The 23810-nt window shown below is 75.0% G+C and carries 21 protein-coding genes and 2 tRNA genes; 13 read left to right on the plus strand and 10 right to left on the minus strand.

Features of this window, described 5'->3' with window-relative positions; genetic code table 11:
• Positions 1-4 precede the first annotated feature (4 nt).
• Positions 5-1015 (minus strand): LLM class flavin-dependent oxidoreductase, encoded by a 1011-nt coding sequence (locus OF852_RS05355; RefSeq protein WP_271120771.1) that lies wholly within the window; start codon positions 1013-1015, stop codon positions 5-7.
• Positions 1016-1108: 93 nt separating this feature from the next.
• Between OF852_RS05355 and OF852_RS05360 the strand changes: the two genes are divergently transcribed.
• The 7 genes from OF852_RS05360 to OF852_RS05390 all read left to right on the plus strand — a co-directional run bounded on the left by OF852_RS05360 (position 1109) and on the right by OF852_RS05390 (position 11239).
• Positions 1109-1774, plus strand: a complete 666-nt coding sequence (locus tag OF852_RS05360; protein WP_271120772.1) for a GntR family transcriptional regulator — start codon at positions 1109-1111, stop codon at positions 1772-1774.
• A 108-nt stretch (positions 1775-1882) separates the two neighbouring features.
• Positions 1883-2893 carry a 1-aminocyclopropane-1-carboxylate deaminase gene (locus OF852_RS05365; protein ID WP_271120773.1) on the plus strand — a complete coding sequence of 337 codons (1011 nt, stop codon included), beginning with the start codon at positions 1883-1885 and terminating at the stop codon, positions 2891-2893.
• Positions 2890-3822 (plus strand): DMT family transporter, encoded by a 933-nt coding sequence (locus OF852_RS05370; RefSeq protein ID WP_271120774.1) that lies wholly within the window; start codon positions 2890-2892, stop codon positions 3820-3822. The genes OF852_RS05365 and OF852_RS05370 overlap by 4 nt, the downstream gene beginning before the upstream one ends.
• Before the next feature lie 31 nt (positions 3823-3853).
• A complete protein-coding gene (locus tag OF852_RS05375) occupies positions 3854-6922 on the plus strand; it encodes a hypothetical protein (RefSeq protein WP_271120775.1) in 3069 nt (1022 codons plus the stop codon).
• Positions 6919-9594 carry an FtsX-like permease family protein gene (locus OF852_RS05380; RefSeq protein WP_271120776.1) on the plus strand — a complete coding sequence of 892 codons (2676 nt, stop codon included), beginning with the start codon at positions 6919-6921 and terminating at the stop codon, positions 9592-9594. Before OF852_RS05375 ends, OF852_RS05380 begins: the two co-directional genes overlap by 4 nt.
• Positions 9591-10487, plus strand: a complete 897-nt coding sequence (locus OF852_RS05385) for an ABC transporter ATP-binding protein (RefSeq protein WP_271120777.1) — start codon at positions 9591-9593, stop codon at positions 10485-10487. The genes OF852_RS05380 and OF852_RS05385 overlap by 4 nt, the downstream gene beginning before the upstream one ends.
• On the plus strand, positions 10484-11239 hold the full coding sequence (locus tag OF852_RS05390; RefSeq protein ID WP_271120778.1) for an ABC transporter ATP-binding protein: 756 nt from the start codon (positions 10484-10486) through the stop codon (positions 11237-11239). Before OF852_RS05385 ends, OF852_RS05390 begins: the two co-directional genes overlap by 4 nt.
• Here OF852_RS05390 and clpX read toward each other — a convergent pair.
• Positions 11236-12513: an ATP-dependent Clp protease ATP-binding subunit ClpX gene (clpX, locus tag OF852_RS05395; protein ID WP_271120779.1), complete on the minus strand. Its 1278-nt coding sequence runs from the start codon at positions 12511-12513 to the stop codon at positions 11236-11238. The two genes, OF852_RS05390 and clpX, sit on opposite strands and share 4 nt — an antisense overlap.
• 144 nt (positions 12514-12657) lie before the next feature.
• Here clpX and OF852_RS05400 point away from each other — a divergent pair, with 144 nt between their 5' ends.
• From OF852_RS05400 to OF852_RS05410, 3 genes are all read left to right on the plus strand, one after another.
• Positions 12658-13257, plus strand: a complete 600-nt coding sequence (locus tag OF852_RS05400) for a hypothetical protein (protein WP_271120780.1) — start codon at positions 12658-12660, stop codon at positions 13255-13257.
• A gap of 88 nt (positions 13258-13345) precedes the next feature.
• Positions 13346-14086 carry a YcnI family copper-binding membrane protein gene (locus OF852_RS05405; protein ID WP_271120781.1) on the plus strand — a complete coding sequence of 247 codons (741 nt, stop codon included), beginning with the start codon at positions 13346-13348 and terminating at the stop codon, positions 14084-14086.
• The gene (locus tag OF852_RS05410) at positions 14083-14727 is read left to right on the plus strand and encodes a copper resistance CopC family protein (protein WP_271120782.1); all 645 of its coding nucleotides are present in this window, start codon (positions 14083-14085) and stop codon (positions 14725-14727) included. Before OF852_RS05405 ends, OF852_RS05410 begins: the two co-directional genes overlap by 4 nt.
• A 60-nt stretch (positions 14728-14787) precedes the next feature.
• On the opposite strand, the gene OF852_RS05415 is transcribed toward OF852_RS05410, so the two are convergent.
• Positions 14788-15468, minus strand: a complete 681-nt coding sequence (locus OF852_RS05415; RefSeq protein ID WP_271120783.1) for an ATP-dependent Clp protease proteolytic subunit — start codon at positions 15466-15468, stop codon at positions 14788-14790.
• Between the two features lie 30 nt (positions 15469-15498).
• On the minus strand, positions 15499-16086 hold the full coding sequence (locus OF852_RS05420; protein WP_271120784.1) for an ATP-dependent Clp protease proteolytic subunit: 588 nt from the start codon (positions 16084-16086) through the stop codon (positions 15499-15501).
• Between the two features lie 117 nt (positions 16087-16203).
• Between OF852_RS05420 and OF852_RS05425 the strand changes: the two genes are divergently transcribed.
• Positions 16204-16665 carry a hypothetical protein gene (locus tag OF852_RS05425; protein ID WP_271120785.1) on the plus strand — a complete coding sequence of 154 codons (462 nt, stop codon included), beginning with the start codon at positions 16204-16206 and terminating at the stop codon, positions 16663-16665.
• A 30-nt stretch (positions 16666-16695) separates the two neighbouring features.
• Here the strand turns inward: OF852_RS05425 and OF852_RS05430 are convergent, their stop codons facing one another.
• The 3 genes from OF852_RS05430 to OF852_RS05440 form a co-directional block, all read right to left on the minus strand.
• On the minus strand, positions 16696-17220 hold the full coding sequence (locus tag OF852_RS05430; protein ID WP_271120786.1) for a DUF1697 domain-containing protein: 525 nt from the start codon (positions 17218-17220) through the stop codon (positions 16696-16698).
• Between the two features lie 11 nt (positions 17221-17231).
• On the minus strand, positions 17232-18599 hold the full coding sequence (tig, locus tag OF852_RS05435; protein ID WP_271120787.1) for a trigger factor: 1368 nt from the start codon (positions 18597-18599) through the stop codon (positions 17232-17234).
• 66 nt (positions 18600-18665) lie between these two features.
• A tRNA-Pro gene (locus OF852_RS05440) sits at positions 18666-18740 on the minus strand.
• A gap of 308 nt (positions 18741-19048) precedes the next feature.
• On the opposite strand from OF852_RS05440, the gene OF852_RS05445 reads away from it, so the two are divergent.
• Positions 19049-19122: transfer RNA gene (locus OF852_RS05445), tRNA-Gly, on the plus strand.
• A 20-nt stretch (positions 19123-19142) separates the two neighbouring features.
• On the opposite strand, the gene OF852_RS05450 is transcribed toward OF852_RS05445, so the two are convergent.
• The gene (locus OF852_RS05450; protein WP_271120788.1) at positions 19143-20765 is read right to left on the minus strand and encodes a D-alanyl-D-alanine carboxypeptidase family protein; all 1623 of its coding nucleotides are present in this window, start codon (positions 20763-20765) and stop codon (positions 19143-19145) included.
• A 394-nt stretch (positions 20766-21159) separates the two neighbouring features.
• Here OF852_RS05450 and OF852_RS05455 point away from each other — a divergent pair, with 394 nt between their 5' ends.
• Complete coding sequence (locus OF852_RS05455; RefSeq protein WP_271120789.1) at positions 21160-21348, plus strand: DUF2510 domain-containing protein; 189 nt, start codon at positions 21160-21162, stop codon at positions 21346-21348.
• Positions 21349-21677: 329 nt separating this feature from the next.
• Here OF852_RS05455 and OF852_RS05460 read toward each other — a convergent pair whose 3' ends face one another.
• Together OF852_RS05460 and OF852_RS05465 are read right to left on the minus strand one after the other, a co-directional pair.
• Positions 21678-22328, minus strand: coding sequence for a response regulator transcription factor (locus OF852_RS05460; protein ID WP_271120790.1), 651 nt, complete (start codon positions 22326-22328; stop codon positions 21678-21680).
• A 19-nt stretch (positions 22329-22347) separates the two neighbouring features.
• On the minus strand, positions 22348-23757 hold the full coding sequence (locus OF852_RS05465; protein WP_271120791.1) for a sensor histidine kinase: 1410 nt from the start codon (positions 23755-23757) through the stop codon (positions 22348-22350).
• Positions 23758-23810: the final 53 nt, after the last annotated feature.

The raw sequence follows: 23810 nt of genomic DNA on the forward strand, positions 1-23810 counted from the left end.
GCCGCTATCCGGCGGCCGGCGTCGCCAGCGCCTCGAGGGCGGCGATGCGGCTCGCGCGGTCGGCGCCCTGCGGTGCGAGGATGACCTCGTCGGCGGCTGTCTGCGCGAGGAGCTCCGCGAGGCGCGCCTCCACGTGCTCGACCGTGCCGACCGCCTGGAGCGCGAGGCGCTGATCCACCCATGCCGCCTCCGCGTCCGTCCACGGGTAGGCCTCGGCCTCCTCGACCGTGGGGATGCGGCCGAGCGGCTGCCCGCTGCGCATCTTCAGCATCGTGAGCGACTGCGGGAGCGCGATGCGCCGCGCCTCCTCGGGCGTCTCGGCGACGGCCGTCGCGACGGCGATAGCCGAGCGCGGCTCGCGGAGCACGACCGAGGGCGTGAAGGCCTCGCGGTAGAGGCGCATCGCCGCCTCCGTCATGGCGCCGCCCGCGAAGTGGTGCGCGAAGGCGAACGGCAGCCCCATCATCCCGGCGAGACGGGCGCTGAAGTCGCTCGAGCCGAGCAGCCACAGCTGCGGCGCGTCGCCGAGCCCGGGGAGGGCGAGGATGCGGGAGCCCTCCCCCGACTCGAGCGCGGGGATCGTGCCGAAGTGGGCGAGGAGCTCGATGACCTGCTGCGGGAAGTCGTCGACTGTCTCCGCCAGGCCGCGGCGGATGGCCGCCGACACGACGGGGTCGGTGCCCGCCGCACGGCCGAGTCCGAGGTCGATGCGCTCGCCGTGGAGTGCGACGAGGGTGCCGAACTGCTCGGCGACGACGAGCGAGCTGTGGTTGGGGAGCATCACCCCGCCGGAGCCGACGCGGATGCGCTCGGTCGCGGCCGCGATCGCGCCGATGAGGACGGCGGGGCTCGAGCTCGCGATCATCGGCATGCCGTGGTGCTCAGCGACCCAGAAGCGCTCGTAGCCGAGCCGGTCGGCGGCCTGCGCGACCGCGATCGTGTCGGCGAGCGCCTCGGCGTGGTCGGAGCCGCTGCGGACGGGGGCGAGGTCGAGGACGGAGCGAGGTGCGTTCACCCTGGCTCCAACCGCATCCGATGCCCGCGCATTTCCCGGACGGCGCATGCCGTGGCTTGCGCTGATCGCGACTTGTGGTGTGCAATATATTGCATGCCGGTTCCGCAGACGGACGCACCCCTCATCGAGCGCACCTCCCTCCGCGAGACGACGCGCGCCCGCATCCGCGAGGCGATCGTCGACGGCACCCTCGCCCCCGGCGAGCGCCTCCGCGACGCCGAGCTCGAGCGCTGGCTCGGCGTGAGCCGCACCCCCATCCGCGAGGCGCTCCTCGAGCTCCAGCGCGACGGGCTCGTCGTCGCCCGCGCCGGACGCGAGACCGTCGTCGCCCCGCTCGACCCGACCGCCATCCGCCACGCCGAGGAGCTCGCCGCCGCCCTCCACGCGCTCGCCGCCCGCCTCGCCGTCCCCCGACTCGGTGGGGGCGACCTCGCCCGGCTCGAGGCGGCCAATGCGCGCTTCGCCGTCGCGCTCCAGGCGGGCGACGCGGATGCCGCCCTCGCCGCCGACGACGCCTTCCACGGCATCCTCGTGGCGACCTCCGGCAACCCCCTGCTCGCCCGCCAGCTCGAGCAGCTCGAGCCCCAGCTGCGCCGCGTCGAGCGCCTCCGCTTCGCCTCGCTCGCCGGGCGGGAGTCCGTGGAGCAGCACGCGCGGATCCTCGCCGCCTGCGCCGCGGGCGACGCCGAGGCCACCGCCGCCGCGAGCGCCGCCAACTGGAGCACCCTCCGCGCCCACCTCCCCCACCCCTCGCGATAGACATGTCTCCGGCGGCTCGGACGGTCTCGCGAGGCCGTCCTCCGCTCAGCAGACATGTCTGTCGGGAGTACCCAGCACACTCCACCCCGACACGACCCAGGAGACCACATGGCCCTCGCCGACTTCCCCCGCTACCCGCTCACCTTCGGGCCGAGCCCCATCCACCCGCTCGACCGCCTGAGCGCCCACCTCGGCGGCGCACGCATCTGGGCGAAGCGGGAGGACGTGAACTCCGGCCTCGCCTACGGCGGCAACAAGACCCGCAAGCTCGAATACCTCGTGCCCGATGCGATCGCATCCGGCGCCGACACGCTCGTCTCCATCGGCGGCTACCAGTCGAACCACACCCGCCAGGTCGCCGCCGTCGCCGCCCGCATCGGCATGAAGGCGCTCCTCGTGCAGGAGAAGTGGGTCGACTGGCCGGACAGCGTGGGCGACCGCGTCGGCAACATCCTGCTCTCGCGCATCATGGGCGCCGAGGTCCGCCTCGACCCCGCCGGGTTCGGCATCGGCTTCAAGTCGAGCTGGGAGCGGGCCCTCCAGGATGTCCGCGACCGCGGCGGCGTGCCCTACGGCATCCCCGCGGGCGCGTCCGACCACCGCCTCGGCGGACTCGGCTTCGCGAACTGGGCGATGGAGGTCGAGCAGCAGGAGCGCGAGCTCGGCGTCTTCTTCGACACCGTCGTCGTCTGCTCGGTGACCGGCTCCACGCACGCGGGCATGATCGCGGGCTTCGCGGCCCAGGACCGCCCGCGCCGGGTGATCGGCATCGACGCGAGCGCGAAGATCGACGAGACCCGCGAGCAGGTGGCCCGCATCGCCCGGCGCACCGCCGAGCTGATCGAGGTCGGCCGCGAGCTGCGCGAGGACGAGATCACCGTGCTCGAGGGCTGGGCGGGCGAGCTGTACGGCATCCCCGTCGAGTCCACGATCGAGGCCATGAAGCTCACCGGCTCCCTCGAGGGCGTCATCATCGACCCCGTCTACGAGGGCAAGTCGATGGCGGGCCTCATCGAGCTCGTCGGCGGCGGCGACATCCCGAAGGACTCGAACGTGCTCTACGCCCACCTCGGCGGGCAGCCCGCCCTCAACGCGTACAGCGCGCTCTTCACCTCGTGACCTCCCGCCCCCGGGTCGGCGTCGCGATCGCGTGCCTCGTCGCCGCGACGCTGTTCTGGGCGGTCAACTACGTGGTCGGCGCGGGAGTGCTCGGCGAGATCGACCCGGTCTCGCTGACGCTCCTGCGCTGGCTCATCGCCGTCGCGCCGCTCGTCCTGCTGGCGCGGGCGATCGAACGGCCCGACTCCCGCACCGTGCTGCGCCGCTGGCCCGCGCTCCTCGGGCTGGCGGCGCTCGGCATGCTCGGCTACAACCTGGCGCTCTACTTCGCGCTGCAGTTCACGACGCCCGTGAGCGCCTCGCTCATCAACGCGCTCAACCCGGCGCTCATCGCGCTCGTGGCGGCGCTGCTGCTCCGGCAGCGGCTTCGGCCGCGGACGCTCGCCGGCCTCGGGATCGGGCTTGTCGGGGTGCTGCTCGTCGTGACGAAGGGCGAGCTCGCGGCCGTCCTCGGCCGGAGCCTCAACCCGGGCGACCTGCTCATGCTCCTCGCGATCGCCGTCTGGACGGCGTACACCATCCTCGGGCGTCGGCTGCAGGATGTGCCGCCGATCACGGCGACCGCGGCGCAGGCCGTGCTCACGATCGGCCTGGCCGCCCCGCTCGCGCTGTTCGGCGGATTCCGCCTGCCCGCGACCGCCGAGGGGATGTGGGCGGTCGCCGTCATCGGCGTCCTGCCATCGGTGGGCTCCTACCTGCTGTGGAACACGGCGCTGCGCACCATCCCGGCGGCGACGGCGGGCGTCGCGCTGAACCTCATCACCGTCTTCACGGTCGCGATCAGTCTCGCGCTGGGCGCGCGGGTCGGGCCGGGCGAGGTGCTCGGCGGCGTGCTCGTGCTCGGCGGGGTCGCGCTCGCGAGCTGGCCCGCCGGCGGCCGGTCGGGGGCGGCGGGCGAGCCGCGCCCCGCGTCGGCGGCCGAGGAGTAGCCTCCTCTCAGCTCGACGACGAGGGGTGGCCGTGATCACGATCCGACGCCTGGGTGCGCGCGCGTGGCTGCTCGCGGGACTCGCGATCGTGGTGGCGCTGGAGTCGGCGCTCGCGCTGGGCCTCGCGGCCTGGCAGTCGGCCGCGGCGGACGAGGGCGCGCGTGCGGAGCTGCGGGCGCGCAGCGGCGTCGACCTCGTGATGCGCGTGGAGGTCGACCGCGACGCCGCGGACCCTGACGGCCAGGACGCCGCGATGCGGGCGCTCCTCGCGCGGGCACTGGGCGACGGCGGTCGCGCGTTCCTGATCGAGCGGCGCGTGGCGGGGGCCGTGCGCGCGGAGCTCGTGCCGCTCGACGCGGCCGGCGCCGCATCCGCGGACCCGGTCCGGGTGGTGGTGCAGAGCCCCGGCGGCCTCCGCAAGCACGCCGAGCTCGAGGAGGGCGACTGGCCGGCGACGGCCGGCGAGGTGAGCCTGCAGGCGGATGCCGCGGCGGCGATCGGCATCCGCGCCGGGCAGGCGGTCGCCCTGGGGCCGAGCACCGCGACCGTCTCCGGCACCTGGCGGCTGTCCGCGGAGGGGCAGCCGAGATGGGATGCGGACGCGCTCCTGCAGACCGGCGCGGACGGAGCCGAGATCGGCCCCGTCGTGGTCGACGAGGACCGGCTCGTCGACCTCGGGCTCGACTCGCGGGCGGCCTGGATCGTGTCGCCGCGCGCCGACCGCATCGACCTCGCGCAGCTCGAGACGGCGCTCGCGGGCTGGCGCGACCTGCCGGCGCAGCTCCGCCGCGACGGCCGGATCGACACCGCCGACCTCAGCCGCGACGGCCGTCTCCCGCGCACCGCGAACGAGATCCTCGCCCGCGCCGAGTCGCTGCGCGCCGCGCAGCCGCTCGCGCTCCTCGTGACCGGGGCGATCGGCGCGGTGGCGGCGATCCAGCTGGCGCGCCTCATCGCCGCCGCCGGCGCGCCTGACGCGCGCCTCCGCTTCGCGCGCGGCACGACCCGGGCGCGGATCGCGTGCCGGGCGGGGCTCGAGGCCCTGCTGGCGGCCCTGCTCGGGGGCGCGGTCGGCACGGCCATCGCGCCGCTCGCGGTCGGCGCGCTCGGCCTCGCCGGGGGCGGCGCCGGGGCCGGGGCGTCGACGGGGATCCCGGCGCCCGCCTGGCTGCTCGTGCCCGCCGCCCTCGCGGTCGCGGCCGGTGCCGCCGCGGCCATCACCGCATCCCGGCCTGCCGCGCTCGCGATCGTCTCGCGGGCGCGGCCCGATTCCCGCCGTGCCCGTCGCGCCGCCCTCGCCGTGCTCGTCGTCGCGACCGCCGTCGCGGTGCTCGCCGCCTGGCAGCTGCGGCTCTACGGGACGCCCCTCATCCCCCAGTCAGACGGGGCGCGCACCGTCGACCCCGTCGCCGCGATCGCGCCGCCGGCGGTCCTGCTCGCCGCGGTGCTCGGCGGGCTGCGCCTCGTCGAGCTCGCCGCACGGCTGGCGCAGCGCCGACTCGCCCGACGACGCAGCGTCGGCGGGCCGCTGCTGGGGTGGAGCCTCGCCCGGCGCCCCGCCGCACCCGCCGTGCCGGTCGCGCTCGCGGCCCTCGCCGCCGGCCAGCTGCTGCTCGCCGGGGTCTACCAGGGGACCTGGGACGGCGCCTTCACGACGACCCGGGAGCTGCGCGCAGGTGCGGAGCTCCGCGTCTCGGGTCCCGGGGGCGCCCCCCTCGCGCAGGACATCCCGGCGCTCGCCCGCGCGGCCGGCCTCGAGGCCGCCCCGGTGAGCACCGGCACCACCACCGCCGGCACCGAGCCGATCGGGCTCCTCGGCGCGAGCCCCGCGGCGCTGCGCGAGCTCGCCGTCGACGGCGACGGCATCCTCGACCTCGACGCCGCGGCCTCCGCGATCGACGCCGAGCTCCCCGCGGTCGAGCTCCCCGCGGGGGCGACCGCGATCTCCGTCGAGCTCGCGCCGCGCGACACCGGGATCCGCTCCGCGACGCTCGTCATCGAGGACCGTCTCGGCGTCGAGCAGCGACTCGAGGCCGCCCTGAGCAGAACGGACGACGGGGATGCGGTGCGCGCCGACGCCGAGCCGGCACCCGCGACCGCGGGCACCCGGCTCGTCGCCCTCGAGCTCTCCCTCGCACCGGCCGCCGAGCCGCTCCCGGCGCCTGCCGTCGCGATCCGCGCGGCCACCGCCGACGGGGAGCCCCTCGACCTGCCCGAGGGCTGGACGAGCTCCGCGCCGCGCATCCCCGCCGAGCCGGCGGAGGCCGAGGACCCCCGGCTGGGTCTGGCCCTCGATCCCGCCGCCGAGACCGTCCGGCTCATGCCGGTGCTCGGCCCCGGCGGCGACGCGATCCGGGTCCCGATCGCGATCGACACGGCCGCCGCGTCAGAGCTCGGCTTCGACGTCGGCTCGACGATCCGGCTCGCGCTCGACCCCGCGAGGCCGGACCTCGCGGCCGAGGTCGCGGCCGTGCTCCCCGCCATCCCGGGCGCCGATCGCGATCGCGCGGCGCTCGTCGACCGCGGCGTGCTGCTCGCGCTGCAGCGCCGGGCGCCGGTCGACCCGCCGGGCGCCGACGCCTGGTGGCTCGGCGGGCCCGAGCTCGCGGCGAGCGCCGAGCAGATCGCGGCGGCGCTGCCGGGCGGGTCCCGCATCCAGCTGCTCGGGCGGGATCCCGCGCGCGCGATGCTCCAGACCGCCGCGACCGCGCTCTGGGCGGGGGCCGCGGGCGCCGGGCTGCTCGCCGTCGCCGCCGTGGCGACGACCGCGGCGGCGGGGCGGGGCGCGCGCCGAGACGAGGAGCGGCTGCTGCGGCAGCTCGGCACCTCCGGGCGCCAGCTCGCGACGCTGCGACGCGCCGAGCTCGGGTCGGCGCTCGGCGCCGGGGTGCTGCTCGGGCTCGCGAGCGGCGCGCTCACCGCCCTCATCACCGTCGGGCCCGTCGCCGGCGCGGCCGTGCCCGAGCCCGCCGAGGCCGCGACGGCCGCGCTCGCGGTCGCCCCGGCGCCGCTCGGCGTCGGCCTGCTCCTGCTCGTGGCCGGACTCGCCGCGGTCGTCGTCCTCCCGAGCCGACGCCCGCGCGCGGAGGCGAGCGGATGAGCGCCCGGTCCCGCTCCGGCACGGTCGGCCTCCTGCTCCGGCTCCTCGCGGACCGGCCCGGCGCCACCCTCCTGCTCGCGGCGCTCATCGCGCTGCTCTCCCTCGGCGGCGCGCTCGCGCCGCGGCTCATGGCGGGCCTCGGGGACGCGGAGCTCGCCGCCGAGCTCGACGCCGCCTCGCCGCTGCGCTCGGGCGTGACCGGCGTCTCCGCGTTCGGGTACCCGAGCGCCGGGGGCGAGGCGCCGAGCGAGGAGACCCTGTTCGGCGAGGTCCGGGACGGCATCGAGGAGACCGCGAGCACCCTGGAGCGCCCGCTCGGCCCGGCGCTCGAGGCCCCCGACTGGACGGTGCGCGTGCCGCCGATCGCCGCGCTGCCGAAGGGGGACTCCGGCACGGGAGCCCTGCTCACGCTGCTCGTCGACCTGGAGGCGCCCGAGCGCACGAGCGTGCTCGAGGGTCGCATGCCGGAGCCGTGGTCGGGCGACGCGGAGGACGAGACGCCGGCGGACGCGCGGCCGCCGCTCGAGATCGCGCTCGGCGCCGAGGCGGCCGAGCGGGTCGGGGCGCGCGTCGGCTCGCGCTTCGACAGTCCGGTCGCCCCGCTGCTCGTCGTCGGCGTCCTCGAGGCGGCCGACCCCGGCGATCCCCACTGGATCCGGTTCCCGCAGCTGCTCGCCGCCGACGAGCCGAGTGCCGCAAGCGGGCGGACCGTTCCCGGCGCCGACGCGCTCATCGCCCCCGCGACCGCGGCGGGGCTCGGTGCGGAGTTCCAGAACGCCGAGCTGCGGATCTGGTTCCCGGTGGAGGGACGCGACCTCGCCTTCGCCGATGCGGACGCGCTGCTGTCGCAGCTCCGCCAGCTCGGGGCGGCGGGACGCCCGCTGCCCGCCGGCCAGTACCTCGACATCCAGACCGGGCTCGACGTCCTCGTGCTCGGCGCGCGGGATCGGCTGGAGACCGCGGCCGCGCTGCTCGCGCTGCTCACCGCGGTGCCGATGGGCGCGGCACTCGCCGTGCTCGCGCTCGGCGCGCACGCCGTCGCGCGCGGCCGGGCGCCGACCGCGGAGCTGCTGCGAGCGCGGGGCGCGGGGGCGCTGCGTCCGGCCGCCGTGCAGCTCATCGCCCTGCTCGTCGCGGTCGTCCCCGCGACGGCGCTCGGCGTCGGCGCCGCGGCCGTGCTGTCGCGCGAGGACCCCGGCCCGGTCGGCGCCGTCCTGCCCGCGCTGCTCGCGGCCGCGGTGCTCGCGACCGCGCTCGTGCCCGTCCGGGCGTCGGACCGGGCGCGCGTCTCGCCGGAGCGCTCGACCCGAGGCCGGTGGCTGCGCCGTCTCGAACTCGCCGTCGCCGCGGCCGCCGCCCTCGCGATCGCGCTTCTGCTCCGACGCGGCTACGCCGACGGCGGCGGGCCCGACCCGCTGCTCGCGGCGGCGCCGCTCCTCGTCGCGCTCGCGATCGGCATCCTCGTCCTCCGACTCCTCCCGCTCGCATCGCGCCTCGCCCTCGCCCTCGCCCGAGGGCGCACCGCGCGCGGACCGGTCCTGCTCATCGGCGCGGCCGGCGCGGCGCACGGCGGCGGCGGACTCGCCACGGCGCTTCCCGTTCTGCTCGGCGTCTCCGCCGCGGTCGCCTCGCTGTGCCTGTCGGCGACGCTGACGGGCGGGCTCGAGCGCGCCGCCGTCGAGGAGACGGGGGCCGACGTGCGCCTCAGCGCGACCGTCGACGCCGAGCTCGAGGAGGCGGTGGCGGCCGTCGAGGGCGTGCGGGCCGTCGCGCCCCTCGCCGTCGCGGGCGGCGTCGAGATCGCGGACGCGCGCAGCGAGGTGCGTGTCCAGGTCGCCGTCGTCTCCTTCTCCGCGCTGCGGGTCCTCCGCCCCGAGCTCGGCATCCCCGAGACCGGGCCCGGCCGGTCCGCGCTGATGCTGTCGCCCGCCCTCGCGGAGCGGTTCCGCGACCCCGAGCTGCGCGTCGACGGCACCGCGGTCCCGGTCGCCGGCGTCGCGCGGTCCACGCTGCCCGGTGTCGCGCGATCCTGGGCGCTCCTCGACGCGGATGCGGCGGTCGAGCTCCGGGGGACGCCCGTCGTCGCCGAGGAGCTGCTCATCGGCGCCGAGCCCGACCTCGGCACGGCCGCCCTCGCCGCGCGGGTCGCGGCGGCCGTCCGCGAGACCCGCGGGGTGTCGGCCCCGATCCGGATCGCAGACCGCGACACCGCGATCGCGACCGCCCTCGACCGGCCGACGACGGGCGCACTCGCCGCGGCCCTCCTCGGCGGGGCGCTCGTCTCCGGGCTGCTCGCGATGCTCGCCGTCGTGATCTCCGCGGTCGCCGCGAGCCGCGCCCGCAGCCGCACGGCCGGCATCCTCCGCCTGCTCGGCATCGGGCGCCGACGGCTCGACGCACTGCTGCTCTGGGAGCTCGCGCCGCCCGTCGCCGCGGGGCTCCTCGGCGGCGTGCTCGCGGGGATCTCGGTGCCCGCCATCGTCGTCGCCGTCGTCGACCTGGCGCCCGCGACCGGCGCCGTCTCGAGCGTCCCGCTCCAGATCCCGGTGCCCTTCGTCCTCCTCGCCGCCGTCGCGGTCGGCGCCGCCGCAGCGCTCGCGGCCGCGCTCGCCCTCCTCGCCGCCCGCCGACTCGACCCCGCCGCCAGCCTCAAGATCGGAGCGGACACATGACCGCCGACACGCCCCTCATCGACTGCCGCGACCTCGTGCGGATCTTCTCCGCCGAGGGGGTCGAGGTGCAGGCGCTCCAGGGACTCGACCTCGAGGTGCGGCGCGGCGAGCTGACCGCGGTGGTGGGCGCCTCCGGCTCCGGCAAGTCGACGCTCCTCGGCATCCTCTCCGGGCTCGACACGCCGACGGCCGGCTCCGCGACCGTCGACGGCCACGACCTCCTCGCGATGCGCGGCTCCGAGCGCACGCGCTACCGCCGCCGCTCCGTCGGCTACGTCTGGCAGGAGACCTCGCGCAACCTCCTCCCGTACCTCAGCGTCGCCGAGAACGTCGCCGCGGTCCTCGCGATCGGCGGCACCGCGCGGCGGGAGCGGCCGACGCGCACGGCCGAGCTGCTCGCCGCCCTCGAGATCGGCGAGCTCGCCGACCGCCGCCCCCAGCAGCTCTCCGGCGGCCAGCGCCAGCGCGCCGCCATCGCCGCGGCGCTCGCCAACGTCCCCGCTGTGCTGCTCGCCGACGAGCCGACCGGCGAGCTCGACGAGGCCTCGTCCGAGGCGGTGCTCGAAGCGCTGCGGGACGTCAACGAGCGACTCGGGGCGACCGTGCTCGTCGTCACCCACGATCCCGGCGTCGCCTCCCACGTGCGGCGCACGGTGCAGATCCGCGACGGCCGGACGAGCAGCGAGGTGCTCCGCTCGACCCGTCGCACGAGCGACGGCGGGGAGGAGCACGTCGCGCGGGAGGTCGCGGTCCTCGACCGCGTCGGCCGCCTGCAGCTGCCGCCCGAGTACCTGGCCGCGCTCTCGTTGCGCGACCGGGTGCGACTCGAGCTGCAGGAGGACCATGTGCGCGTGCTCCCCGAGCACGCCGACGACGAGGAGGCCGGCGCATGAGCGCGCTGCTGCAATGCGAGCGGGTCTCGCGCACCTTCGGCACGGGCGACGCGGCCGTGCCCGCCGTGCAGGAGGTGGACCTCGAGCTCGGCCGGGGCGAGCTCCTCATCGTGCGCGGGCCCTCCGGCTCCGGCAAGACGACCCTGCTCAACCTGCTCGGCGGACTCGACCGGCCGGATCGCGGTCGAGTGGTCCTCGACGAGGAGGACCTCGCGGCGGCCCACGAGGACCGGCTGCTCGAGCTCCGGCGCACCCGGATCGGCTTCGTGTTCCAGTCCTTCGGCCTGCTGCCCCACCTCACGGCCGCGGAGAACGTCGGCATCCCGCTCCGCCTGCTCGACACGCCGACGCCGGAGCGAGAGGCCCGGGTCGCGGAGCTGCTCGGCCTGGTCGGGCTGGGCGGCCACGCGGCGCAGCGCCCCGGCGAGCTGTCCGGCGGACAGCAGCAGCGGGTCGGGATCGCCCGGGCGCTCGCGGCCCGACCGGAGCTCATCATCGCCGACGAGCCGACCGGGCAGCTCGACAGCCGCACCGCCGCATCGGTCATGGACGTGATCGTCCGGCTCGTCCGAGAGGAGGGCGTCTCGGTCGTCGTGTCGACGCACGACCCCTCGCTCGACGAGCGCGCCGACCGCGTGCTGCAGCTGCGCGACGGTCGGATCGCGCCGCCCCGAGGACGGCATCGTGCCGCGAGCCCGACGGACGGCTCGGGCGCCGAGGACGCGGCGCCGTCCAGGTCGACGGCGGGCTAGGCGCTCTTCTCGCGACGCGCCGGCTCGTGCGGCACGATCGTGGGAGCCGCGTTCTCGATGACGGCCTCGCGCGTGACGACGACGCGAGCGACCTCCTCGCTCGAGGGCACCTCGAACATGATCGGCCCGAGCACCTCCTCGAGGATGGCGCGAAGCCCGCGAGCGCCGGTCTGCCGGACCCGCGCCAGATCGGCGATCGCCTCGAGCGCGCCCTGCTCGAACTCGAGCTCGACGCCGTCGAGCTCGAACATGCGCTGGTACTGCTTCACGAGCGCGTTCTTCGGCTCGGTGAGGATCTCCATGAGCGCGTGCTGGTCGAGCGGCGAGACCGTCGTCACGACGGGGAGGCGGCCGATGAACTCGGGGATGAGTCCGAACTTGTGCAGATCCTCCGGCAGGACCTCGCTGTAGAGCTCCGCCTCGTCGCGCTTCGACTGGAGCGGGGCGCCGAAGCCGATGCCGCGCGTGCCGACGCGCGCGGAGATGATCTCCTCGAGGCCCGCGAAGGCGCCCGCGACGATGAACAGCACGTTCGTCGTGTCGATCTGGATGAACTCCTGGTGCGGGTGCTTGCGCCCGCCCTGCGGCGGCACCGAGGCGACCGTGCCCTCGAGGATCTTGAGGAGCGCCTGCTGGACGCCCTCCCCCGACACGTCGCGCGTGATCGACGGGTTCTCGGCCTTGCGGGCGATCTTGTCGACCTCGTCGATGTAGATGATGCCGGTCTCGGCGCGCTTCACGTCGTAGTCGGCGGCCTGGATGAGCTTGAGGAGGATGTTCTCGACGTCCTCGCCGACGTAGCCGGCCTCGGTGAGCGCCGTCGCATCCGCGACCGCGAAGGGCACGTTGAGCCGCTTCGCGAGGGTCTGGGCGAGGTAGGTCTTGCCGCAGCCGGTCGGCCCGATGAGGAGGATGTTGCTCTTCGCGATCTCGATGTCGTCGATGACGGCATCCGCGGAGGTGATCGTCTGGCGCGCGCGGATGCGCTTGTAGTGGTTGTAGACGGCGACGGAGAGCGCGCGCTTCGCGGGCTCCTGGCCGATGACGTACTCCTCGAGGAAGGAGAAGATCTCCTTCGGCTTCGGGAGCTCGAACTCGCTCGAGGCCTCCTCGCCCGCCTCCGCGAGGCGCTCCTCGATGATCTCGTTGCAGAGCTCGACGCACTCGTCGCAGATGTAGACGCCGGGACCTGCGATGAGCTGCTGGACCTGCTTCTGGCTCTTTCCGCAGAAGGAGCACTTGAGCAGGTCGGCGCTCTCACCGATGCGAGCCATGCGGGTCTCCTCCCCAACGTGTGCGACGAGCCTAACCCGAACCCGCGACACGGCGCGGCACCGGAGGGGATGACGTGTCGTGCCGCGTCGCCGGGCCCCGCCGGGCGTCGCCCCGCCTCGCCGGCTCGCCGTAGACTCGGCGGCATGCAGACCCGCGCCGCCCGCCTCGTGCGCGGCACGCTCGCGGGCGGCACCTCCGTCCTCGCGGCGGCGCTCTCGCATCAGGCCGCCGGCGGCGAGGCCCCGTCGGCCCTCGCGATCGGCGCCGGGCTCGTCTTCGGCGTCCTGCTCGGCACCGCGCTCACCGCCCGCCGCCCCTCCTGGTGGCGGATGCTCGCCCTCGTCGGCGTGAGCCAGGTCGCCTTCCACCTCGTCTTCGTGCTCCTCGGCACCTCGGCCGCGATCGGCACCACGATGCACGGCCACCACCACCTCGTCGCGATCGACGTGCTCGGCGTCGGCGACGGGCGGGAGTCCGCGGCGCTCGGGATGTGGACGGCCCACGCGGTCGCGGCCGTCGCGAGCGCGCTCCTCCTCCGCCACGCCGAGGCGGGCGCCTGGGCGCTCCTCGTCACCGCCGGTCGCCTCCTGGCACGCACGCTCCTGCCGCTCGGCCTCGTGACACCCGCGCTCCCGGCCCGCCCGGCCGCGGCAGCCGCCTCCCCCGCGCCGGCCGGCCCGCGCCGACTCGAGCGCGCGACGGCGCTGCGGCGGCGCGGTCCTCCCCTCCTCGCGTTCTCCTGACACCACCGGCCGCCCCACCGTCGGCGGTCGAGCCGCGATCGCGGCCGAGAACCCGTGCGCGCACGCGCGCCAGAACGCAAGGAACCCCATGAACCGCACCCAGAACTCCCGCCCCGCCCGCATCCGGCCGGCCCTCCTCGGCGCGGGCGCGATCGCGCTCGGCACCGGGCTCGCCCTCGGCGCACCGCTCGCCGCGAGCGCGCACGTGACCGTCACGCCCGACACGACCGCCGCCGGCTCCTACGCCGTCCTCACCTTCTCGGTCGGACACGGCTGCGAGGGCTCGCCGACCGAGTCGGTCGCGATCACGATCCCCGAGCCGATCGCGGCCGTGACGCCGACGATCACGCCCGGCTGGCAGATCGAGAAGGTGATGGCGCCCGTCGAGGAGCCGAGCGAGGATGCGCACGGCGAGACCGCCACGGAGCGCGTCTCGCAGGTCGTGTACACCGCCGACACCCCGCTCGAGGACGGCTACCGCACGACCTTCGCGCTGAGCCTCCAGCTCCCGGCCGACGCCGAGGGCGAGACGCTCGCCTTCCCGGCGCTCCAGACCTGCACGGTCGGCGAGACCGACTGGGCCGACGCCGACCCCGAGGCCGACGCGCCCGCGCCGACGCTCGCCGTCACGGCCGCAGCGGAGGGCGCCGGCCACGGACACGGAGCCGCCTCCGAGGAGGAGCAGGAGGACGGCCGCGACGACGCCTCGGCCGCCTCCGCGACGGGGGGCGAGGACGTGCTCGCCCGTGTGCTCGGCATCGCGGGCCTCGCGATCGGCGCCGTCGGCATCGTCGTCGCGGTGGCGAGCCGCCGCTCGGCGCGCTCGTGACCCCCCGGCTCGGCCGTCCGGGTGCCGCCGTCGCCGCGGCGGCGCTCGTCGCGGCGTCGGTGCTCCTCCCCGCAGGGGCCGCGCAGGCGCACAACTACATCGTCGAGTCGACCCCGGCGGAGGACGGCACCCTCACCGAGCTGCCCGAGCGCTTCGCGATCACGACGAACGAGGGCCTGCTCGATGTCAGCGGCACGGGTGCGGGATTCGCGATCCAGATCCGGGACGCGGAGGGCTCGTACTACGGCGACGGCTGCATCGCCGTCCAGGGCACGGGCATGTCGACCCCGGCCGCGCTCGGCGAGGCGGGGGACTACGAGCTGCTGTACCAGTTCGTCTCCGCCGACGGCCACACGGTGAGCGGCGAGTACGCCTTCGCCTTCCAGCCCGACGGCGAGTGGACGCCCTCGGAGGGCTCTCCCACGGCACCCGACTGCGGCGGCACCGCCGGCGGCGAGGCGCCCGGCGCCGATGAGGGCTCCGGCGGGGAGTCGGGGGATGCCGGCGAGGCCGACGGGAGCCCGGACGTCGCGCTCGGCGACATCCTCTGGATCGGCGGCGCCGTGCTCGCGGTCCTCGTGGCCGCCGGCGTCACGCTGCTGGTGCTCAGCCGGCGGAAGCCGGCGCCGCCCGCCGGGTAGCGGCAGGAACGGACGAGGCCCCGGGGATCGCTCCCCGGGGCCTCGCTCGTGCCGCCCGCGCTACTTGACGAGCGCGGCCGGGGTGTTCTTGCGGCTCGTGAGCACCTGGTCGATGAGCCCGTACTCGAGCGCCTCGGCGGCGGAGAGGATCTTGTCGCGCTCGATGTCCTCGTTCACCTCGGCGACCGACTTCTTCGAGTGGTCGGAGAGCGTCTGCTCGAGCCAGGTGCGCATGCGCAGCACCTCTCGCGCCTGGATCTCGATGTCGGAGGCCTGGCCGCGGCCGGCATCCCCCGTCGCCGGCTGGTGGATGAGGATCCGGGCGTTCGGCAGGGCGAGGCGCTTGCCCGGCGTGCCCGCGGCCGCGAGCACCGCCGCCGCGGAGGCCGCCTGGCCGAGCACGACCGTCATGACCTGCGGGCGGATGTACTGCATCGTGTCGTAGATCGCGGTCATGGCGGTGAAGGAGCCGCCGGGCGAGTTGATGTACAGGATGATGTCGCGGTCCGGGTCCATGCTCTCGAGCACGAGGAGCTGGGCCATGATGTCGTCCGCCGAGGCGTCGTCGACCTGCACGCCGAGGAAGATGACGCGATCCTCGAAGAGCTTCGCGTACGGGTCCTGGCGCTTGAAGCCGTAGGCCGTGCGCTCCTCGAAGCTGGGCAGGATGTAGCGCGACGACGGCATCATCCCGGCACCGGAGGCGAAGCCGCCGGCGGACTGGAAGGTGGGGGTCTCCATGATTCGGTGTCCTTGTCCTGTCTTCTCTCGCTACTGCTCGCTCGTGCCGCCGCCGCCGACGACGTCGGCCGCCGACTCGCGGATGTGGTCGACGAAGCCGTACTCGAGGGCCTCCTCGGCCGTGAACCAGCGGTCCCGGTCGCCGTCGGCGTTGACCTGCTCGACCGACTTGCCGGTCTGGTCGGCGGTGATCTCGGCGAGGCGCTTCTTCATGTCGAGGATGAGCGCCGCCTGGGTCTGGATGTCGGAGGAGGTGCCCCCGAAGCCGCCGTGCGGCTGGTGCAGCAGCACGCGGGCGTTCGGCGTGATGTACCGCTTGCCCTTCGTGCCGGCCGTGAGCAGCAGCTGCCCCATCGAGGCGGCCATGCCGATGCCGACGGTGACGATGTCGTTCGGCACGAACTGCATCGTGTCGTAGATCGCCATGCCGGCGGTGATCGAGCCGCCCGGCGAGTTGATGTAGAGGTAGATGTCCTTCTCGGGGTCCTCGGCGGCGAGCAGCAGCAGCTTGGCCGCGATCTCGTTCGCGTTGTCGTCGCGCACCTCGGAGCCGAGCCAGATGATGCGGTCCTTGAGGAGGCGGTCGAAGACGCTCGGCGTGAATGCCGGTTCTGCCATGTGAGGAGCTCCCGTTCTTGTCGGTTCGCCCTCGAATCTAGCGAAGCGCCGCGAGCCGATCCGGCCTGTTCGCCGTGGGCAGATCGGGCGTCGCGCCGCACGGCGTAGCGTGGGGCCATGAGGTGGGTGCGGTTCCGCCGCGGGGCGACGCTGCTCTTCGACGTGCTCGTCCCCGCCGTGCCGCTCGCGGCGGTCGCCGCCGCCTTCTGGACGGACGCCGAGCTGCTCGGCGGGGATGCCGCAGCGGGCTCGATGCGGACGCAGGCCCTCGGCATCGCCGCGGTCGTCCTGCTCGGGATGCTGGCCGTGCGCCGCCTCATCCGGGTCGGCTGGCTGCGCCGCGGCGAGCGCGAGCGCATGCTCGGGCTCGCGCAGGCGTGGTGCACGGCGCTGCTGGCGCTCTCCGGCGCCTGGTTCGCCTTCGGCGTCGGCGGCATCGGCGCGGTGGAGCCCGCGCTGACGGGGCGGGCGCTCTTCCAGGGCCTGGTCGGCATCATCGCGTGCCTGGTGGCGATCGGGGTGCTCGCGCTGCGGCGCCCCGCGCCGCCCCGCGAGGCCGCCTCGGGCGTGCACGGCTGAGGGGATGGATGCGCGCGCTCGCCGCCCGGCTCAGCCCAGCAGCCGGTCGAGGGTGTTGAGGTTGCGCGTCGTGAGCCAGCGCTTGTACTTCGCCCGGCCCTGGGCCGCGCCGAGCAGGCTGTCGAGGGTCCGCCCCTTCTCGACCGTCCAGTAGATGACGCCGTCCCCGGCGACCGCGCGCTCGAGCGTCGGGTCGAGCTCCGGCAGGAGCGCCAGGAGCTCCGCGCGGGTCGCCTCGTCGACGACGACGACCGCGTAGTCGTGGTGGCCGTCCCGGCCGCGCTCGAAGGGGTAGGACTCGACGAGCTCGCGCAGCCGGTCGAGCTCGAGCACATGCACCCAGGCCTCGTAGCCGAAGCGCTCGCCCAGGGCGCGCTCGATGTCGACCTTCACGGCATCCGCATCCGCGTCCGCATCGAGGAGGACGTTGCCGGAGGCGAGGACCGTGCGCACGTCGCCGTACCCGCGTGAACGCAGGACGTCGGCGAGGTCGGCCATCTTCATGGCGACCCCGCCGACGTTGACGCCGCGCAGCAGCACGGCGAAGCGGGTCATGCGATCACGCGTCAGTGGTTGTGGCCGGCGTGCTCGTCGTCGTCCGCGGAGGGGCGGTCGGTGATGTCGATCGTCTCGGAGTCGTCCGAGCCGTCGCCGAGGATGCCGGAGGTGAAGGCCTCGACGTCGACCGCCGCGCCCTCGCCGTCGACGATCTCCGCCTTCGACAGGATGGTCGCGAGGACCTTCGAGCGGGCGACCTCGGCGACCATCGCCGGGATCTGGCCGTTCTGGTCGAGCGCCTGGATGAACTGGCCCGGCTCCATGCCGTACTGGGCGGCGCCCTGCACGAGGTAGGTGGTGAGCTCGTTCTGGGAGACCTTGATCTCCTCCTTCTCGGCGATCGCGTCGAGGAGGACCTGCGAGCGGAAGGTCTTCTCGCTCGACTCGGTGACCTCGGCGCGGTGCTCGTCGTCCTCGAGGCGGTTCTCCTGCTCGAGGTGGCGGTGCACCTCGTCCTCGACGAGCTTCGCGGGGACGGGGATCTCGACCTGCTCGAGGAGCGTGTCGACGATCTTGTCGCGCGCCTCGGCGCCCTGGCCGAAGACCTTCGAGGTGCCGAGCTGCGTGCGGAGGTCGGCCTTGAGCTCGTCGAGCGTGTCGAACTGGCTCGCGATCTGGGCGAAGTCGTCGTCGGCCTCGGGGAGCTCGCGCTCCTTCACGGCGTTGACGGTGACGGCGATCTGCGCGTCCTCGCCCTCGTGGTCGCCGCCGAGCAGCTTCGAGGAGAAGTTCGTCGACTCGCCGGCGGTGAGCGTCTCGAGCGCCTCGTCGATGCCGTCGATGAGCTCGCCCGAGCCGAGCTCGTAGGAGATGTTCGAGGCGGTGTCGACGGTGTTGCCCGCGATCTCGGCGGTGAGGTCGATCTGGAGGAAGTCGCCGGTCTTCGCGGGGCGGTCGACGGTGACGAGCGTGCCGAAGCGGCCGCGGAGGTTCTCGAGCTCGGTCGCGACCTCCTCGTCGCTCACCTCGGCCGTCGTGACCTCGAGCTTGAGGCCCTCGTAGGCAGGGAGGTCGAACTCGGGGCGGACGTCCACCTCGACGACGATCTCGAGGTCGCCCTCGAAGGTCTTCTCGTCCGGCCACTTGGCGATGTCGGCCTCGGGGCGGCCCACGGCGCGGACCTCGTTCTCCTGCGCGGCGGCGCGGTAGAAGCGGTCGAGGCTCTCGCTCACGGCGTGGTTGAGGACCTCGGCGCGGCCGACGCGCTGGTCGATGATGGGCGGCGGCACCTTGCCCTTGCGGAAGCCCGGGATCGTCACCTGCTCCGCGATGTGCTCGTACGCGTGCGTGATCGACGGCTTGAGCTCCTCGGGCGTCACCGAGATGTTGAGCTTGACCCGGGTCGGGCTGAGCTTCTCGACGGTCGTCTGGACCATAAGGGGGTGTCTCCTGAGTCGTGGTCGTGCGTGGTGCGGGTCTGCGGTCTGCGTGCTGGGATCTCGTCGGGGCGACAGGATTCGAACCTGCGGCCTCCCGCTCCCAAAGCGGGTGCTCTAGCCAAGCTGAGCTACGCCCCGTCGGCGGTGCCCGATCTCGCGATCTCGCACCCGCCGCCGCGGGCCGGCTCGCATCCGCGCGCGTGCGCCCGAAAACGGCCCCGGCAAGTCTAGCCGCACGCGGCTGCAGCCGGGCTCCGCGGCTGTTCGCCCTCCGAGAGTGCCCGAACAGCCTCGAGCGCGCCCGGACCTGCGGGGGCACTCGAGGCTGTTCGGGCACGGTCGAGGCCGCCTGAGCGCGTGCGGCACGCACGGGATGCGGGGGCCGGGCCCACACGCGAGGTGCAGTAGAGTGATCCGCGGTTCCGGCGCTCTGCGCCGCGCATCGCGGGGATGTAGCTCAATGGTAGAGCCTCAGTCTTCCAAACTGATTACGCGGGTTCGATTCCCGTCATCCCCTCCACGACCTCCCGCTCGCCGCGCTCAGTACCGCGGCGCCCGCTTCGCCCCGAGGTAGTCCTCGAGCGTGTGGAACCCGCCCGCGCGGTAGTCCGCGGCGAGCTCCGGCCCGACGTAGCGCAGGTGCCAGGGTTCCGCCGTGTAGCCGGTGGTGGAGATGCGACCCGCCTCGTAGCGGACGATGAAGCCGTGGCGCCAGGCGTTCTTCGCGACCCATCGGCCCTGCGCCGTGCCGCCGAAGCCGTAGATCGAGCCGCAGCCGCCGGACCCGCAGGCCACGAGGTCGGCGGCGAGGCCCGTCTGGTGCTCGCTGTGGCCGGCGCGCGCCGACTGGCTGTCGGCCCAGGCCTGCCCGCGCTCGCGGACGTAGCGGGCGTAGAGCGCCTTCTGGGTCGCATATGAGCGGTAGCCGCTCGCGAGTCCGATGCGCCCGGCCCCCTGCGCCTTCGCCGACGCGACGAGCCGCTCGAGCGCGGTCGCCGCACCCGACCGCAGCCGCTGACCGCCGTTGGATGCGATCGAGGGGACGCGGAGCCCGCTCGGCACATACGACGCGGGCGAGAGGCGGTTGCGCTTGTTGACGAGGAGCCAGCTGCTCGAGGCGTCGCGGATGCTGCGGCACGCCTCGAGCGACCCGACGAGTCCGCGGATGACGCCGGGCGTGCCGAGGACGGTGATCCTCCGCGCGCCTGAGCGGTCGGCGCGGACGCGCACCGTCTTCGTCGCGCAATAGGGGGTGGAGAGCACGATGGGGGCGTTCGCCAGACCCGCGAGGGCGACCGCGCCCGCCGCGATGCGCACGCCGCCCTCCGCGGCGACGAGCAGCTCGGACGACGGCCCCGAGCGGCGCGCGACCTCGGAGATCGTCGCCGCGGTGGAGCCGGCATCGATGCGCTCCACCTCGAGACCCAGGCCGCGCAGGGCACGCACGGCGGAGGCGGGGATCTGCGAGGTGGGGCCGACCACCGTCGCGGTCTCGACGGCGAGCGAGTCGATCATGGCCGCCGTGGTCGAGGTGAGACCCCGGTCGCTCGAGCGGAGCAGGATGAGGGGCGCACCCGTCGCACCGGACATCGCCCCGGCCGAGAGCAGGATGGGATGCTCCGCACCCGCGGCGATGACGATGGAGTCGCTCGCCCCGGTGCCGCCGAGACGCGCGAGCCCCTGGGCGACGCTGTAGGCGCTCGCCCCGGTGATGCGCGTGACGTCCGGCTGCACGGCCGCGAGCCGGGCGATGACGGCATCCGACACGTCGCGCGGCCCGCCCGCGACGAGGATGCGCTCGGGGTCGAGGCGGACGAGCTCGGAGCGCACGGTGCCCGACAGGCTCGTCGGCGAGACGAGGAGGAGCGCGCCGCCGAGCCGCGCGGCGGTCGCGCCGGCGGCGACCGTCTGCTGGTAGTTCGTGCCGTCGGCCACCACGACCAGATCGGCCCCGGCCGGGAAGGCGCGCCGGGAGGCCGCGACCGCGAGGCCGGCGGCGGACCGGCCCGAGAGGCGCCCCGCGGCGGGGGCTGCGGCCGCGGTGCCCGCCGCCGCGCTCGCGGCGCCGGCCGCCGCCATCGTCGTCGCACCCGCCGGCGCTGCCGCAGCCGGCAGCACACCGGCGCCGAGCAGCAGGGCCGCCGAGCCGAGCAGGGCGGCCAACGGGAGGACTCGACGTCGGCTCATCATGCTCAGCACGATAGCCGTCGCACGCGGGTCGAGGGAGCGCTAGCCGCACGGCGGCGGATATCCAAGCCCCCATCGCGGGGGACGGCCCCGCCGGGCCGCCTCCCGCACGGATCCCGTCCCCCGTCCGATCCCATGGGGTACGCGTTCTGCTGGCATGAGAATCGCCACTTGGTCGGGGTTTTTCATGAGACGACCCCCCATTCGGGCGTCCCCAGAACCGTCGACGCGCCGACACCCCCGAACGGGGGGCATGTCACCCCCACGATTGGGGGGCTATAGTCAACGCAATCGCAGCACCCGAGAGCCCCATCCTGCGATCGACCCCGGTTCCTCCCCAACCCGACTCTGGAGCGACATCATGTCCGTCGTGACCCCGACCACCGCCGCCGCCCCCGCCGGCTGGTACCGCGACCCCCTCGGCCTCCCCCAGCTCCGCTGGTGGAACGGCATCAGCTGGACCAACAACATCCAGGAGCAGCGTCCCGAGCTCCTCGGCACCGAGGGCGGCTACGCGGCCGAGCGCAGTGCGCTCGCCGGCGCCGGCGCAGTCGCCTGACCGAACCGCACCACACCAGACAGCAGCACCGACGCTCCGCTCCCCCGGCGCGTCCCAGACCGAGCCGCGCGGCCGACGATGTCCGAGCGGCGCTCCGGCGATGATCCCGCCGCATCCCCGCCTCCCGACAGGGCGGGGATGCGGTGGCATCATCGAGCCGGACCACAGACGTCGCCCGCGTCACGAGGTCGAAGGGGTTGATCCCGTGGCGGCGAGCGGCGACACGCGCTCCTCGGAGCGCAGCCGGCCGCCGGCGCCGATGCGGGCGTTGCGTCGGGCTCCGACCGCGGAGGCCGTCGGCGGCCGGCCCTCGAGCCGCACCGTCGCGCTCAGTCGCGCTGCAGCCAGGCGACGACCGCGAGCACGCGACGGTGGTCCTCGCCCGAGTCCTCGAGGGCGAGCTTCTGGAAGATCGAGGTCACGTTCTTCTCGACCGCGCCCGTGCCGATGAAGAGCCGTGCGGCGATCGCCCCGTTGCTCCGCCCCTCGGCCATGAGCTGCAGCACCTCGCGCTCGCGCGGCGTGAGGCTCGCGAGCGGGTCGTCGCGGCGGCCGATGAGCTGGGCCACGACCTCCGGGTCGAGCACAGTCCCGCCCTCGGCGACCCGCTGGATGGCGTCGTCGAGCTCGTCGAGCGAGGCCACCCGGTCCTTGAGCAGGTAGCCGACCGAGCCCCGCCCGGCGCCGAGCAGCTCCTGCGCGTAGGCGACCTCGACGTACTGCGAGAGCAGGAGGATCGCGACGCCGGGATGCCGTCGACGCAGCTCGATCGCGGCCCGCACGCCCTCGTCGCGGAAGGTGGGCGGCATCCGGACGTCGAGCACGGCGACGTCGGGGCGGTCCGCGTCGATCGCGGCGACGAGGGAGTCGGCGTCGCCGAGCGAGGCGATCACCTCGTGGCCGGCCTCCTCGAGCACCCGCACGAGGCCCTCGCGCAGGAGCACGGAGTCGTCGGCGACGGCGATGCGGCGGGTGGTCACCCGCCAAGCCTAGAGAAGCTCAGCGGGTGATGGGGAGGTGCGCGGCGACGCGCGTCGGGCCGCCCTCGGGGCTCGAGAGCTCGAGCGAGCCGCCGAGGCCGTGGGCGCGCTCGGCGAGGCCCGCGAGGCCGTGGCCGTCCACCGCCGCCGCGCCGCCGCGTCCCGCGTCCTCGACCACGACATCCAGCCAGCTCGCGTCAGTCTCGGGGATCCGCCGGACCTCGAGGCGGAGGTCGACGCGCTCGGCCCCGGAGTGCTTGACGGCGTTCGTGAGCGCCTCGGCGGCGATGAAGTAGGCGTTGCGCTCGAGCTCGACGGGCAGCTCGAGCCCCTCGGGCACGCGGGCGTCGAAGCGGACCGGCACGGCGCTGCGGTGCGCGAGCGCGTCGAGGGCGGCGACGAGGCCGCGGTCGAGGAGGATGGGCGGCGCGAAGCCGCGGGAGAGCGCACGGAGCTCGTCGAGCGCCTCGCGGGACTGCGTCATCGCCTCCTCGATGAGGGCGCGAGCCTTCTCCGGGTCCCGCTCCAGCTGGCGGTCGGCGGCCGCGAGGTCCATCTGCAGGCGGACGAGCCGCTGCTGCGGTCCGTCGTGGATGTCGCGCTCGAGCCGGCGCAGCGCGCTCCCCTCGGCCGAGACGGCGGCGGTACGGGACGAGGCGAGCCCCGCGACCTCGCTCGCGAGCCGCTCGCTGCGGAAGACGCCGAGCATCCCCTGCGCGATCGCCCAGTTCATGACCGTGAAGCCGCGCGTCACGAACGGGAGCAGGGCGAGCGCCGCCAGGCCGATGACGAGCAGCAGGAGGGAGTCGGCGGTGCGGATCGCGGTCTCGCCGCCGGGCAGGTGGAGCCAGTCGACGAGGCCCGCGCCGAGGCTTCCGTCGCGGCCATCGAAGCCGACGAGTCCCTGCCACATCCAGTAGGTCGTGCCGAAGAGGGCGACCGAGAGCCAGGAGACGACGACGGTCCAGCTGAGGATCCCGACGATCGGCGCGACGATCATGCCGTGGAGCAGGTAGAGCCAGTAATGGCCGTCGATGAGCGGCGCGAGCGTCTTCGCGAGCGCCCCCTGCCCGGGCGCCTGCCGGTCCCAGCGCGGCGCCTCGATGCGCGGCCGGCCGGATGCGCGGAGGCGGAGGATCTCGAGCATCCCGAAGCCGCGCGCGATGAAGAGGGCCGCCAGCACCACGAGCACGCCGACGACGATCGCGAGCATGCCGAGGCCGGTGAAGAAGACGGAGCTGAGGACCGCGAGTCCCGCGACGACGATCGGGAGGATGAGGAGCAGGTATCCGAGCTCGGGGAGGACGGTGCGCCACAGTCCGAGGTAGCCGGCTCGGCGGCGCGCTCCGACCGCCGCCGACTGGTGTTCCGTCACGCGCGACCCCCGTTCCTCCGACTCCGTCATCATGCCCTGCTCCGCGCTCGTCATGGCCCCCCAGCCTCGCGGGTGCTTCTGGCTCGCGGAATCCGGCGCGCAACCCT

The sequence above is a fragment of the Homoserinibacter sp. YIM 151385 genome, assembly GCF_027912415.1.
GTDB lineage: Bacteria > Actinomycetota > Actinomycetes > Actinomycetales > Microbacteriaceae > Schumannella.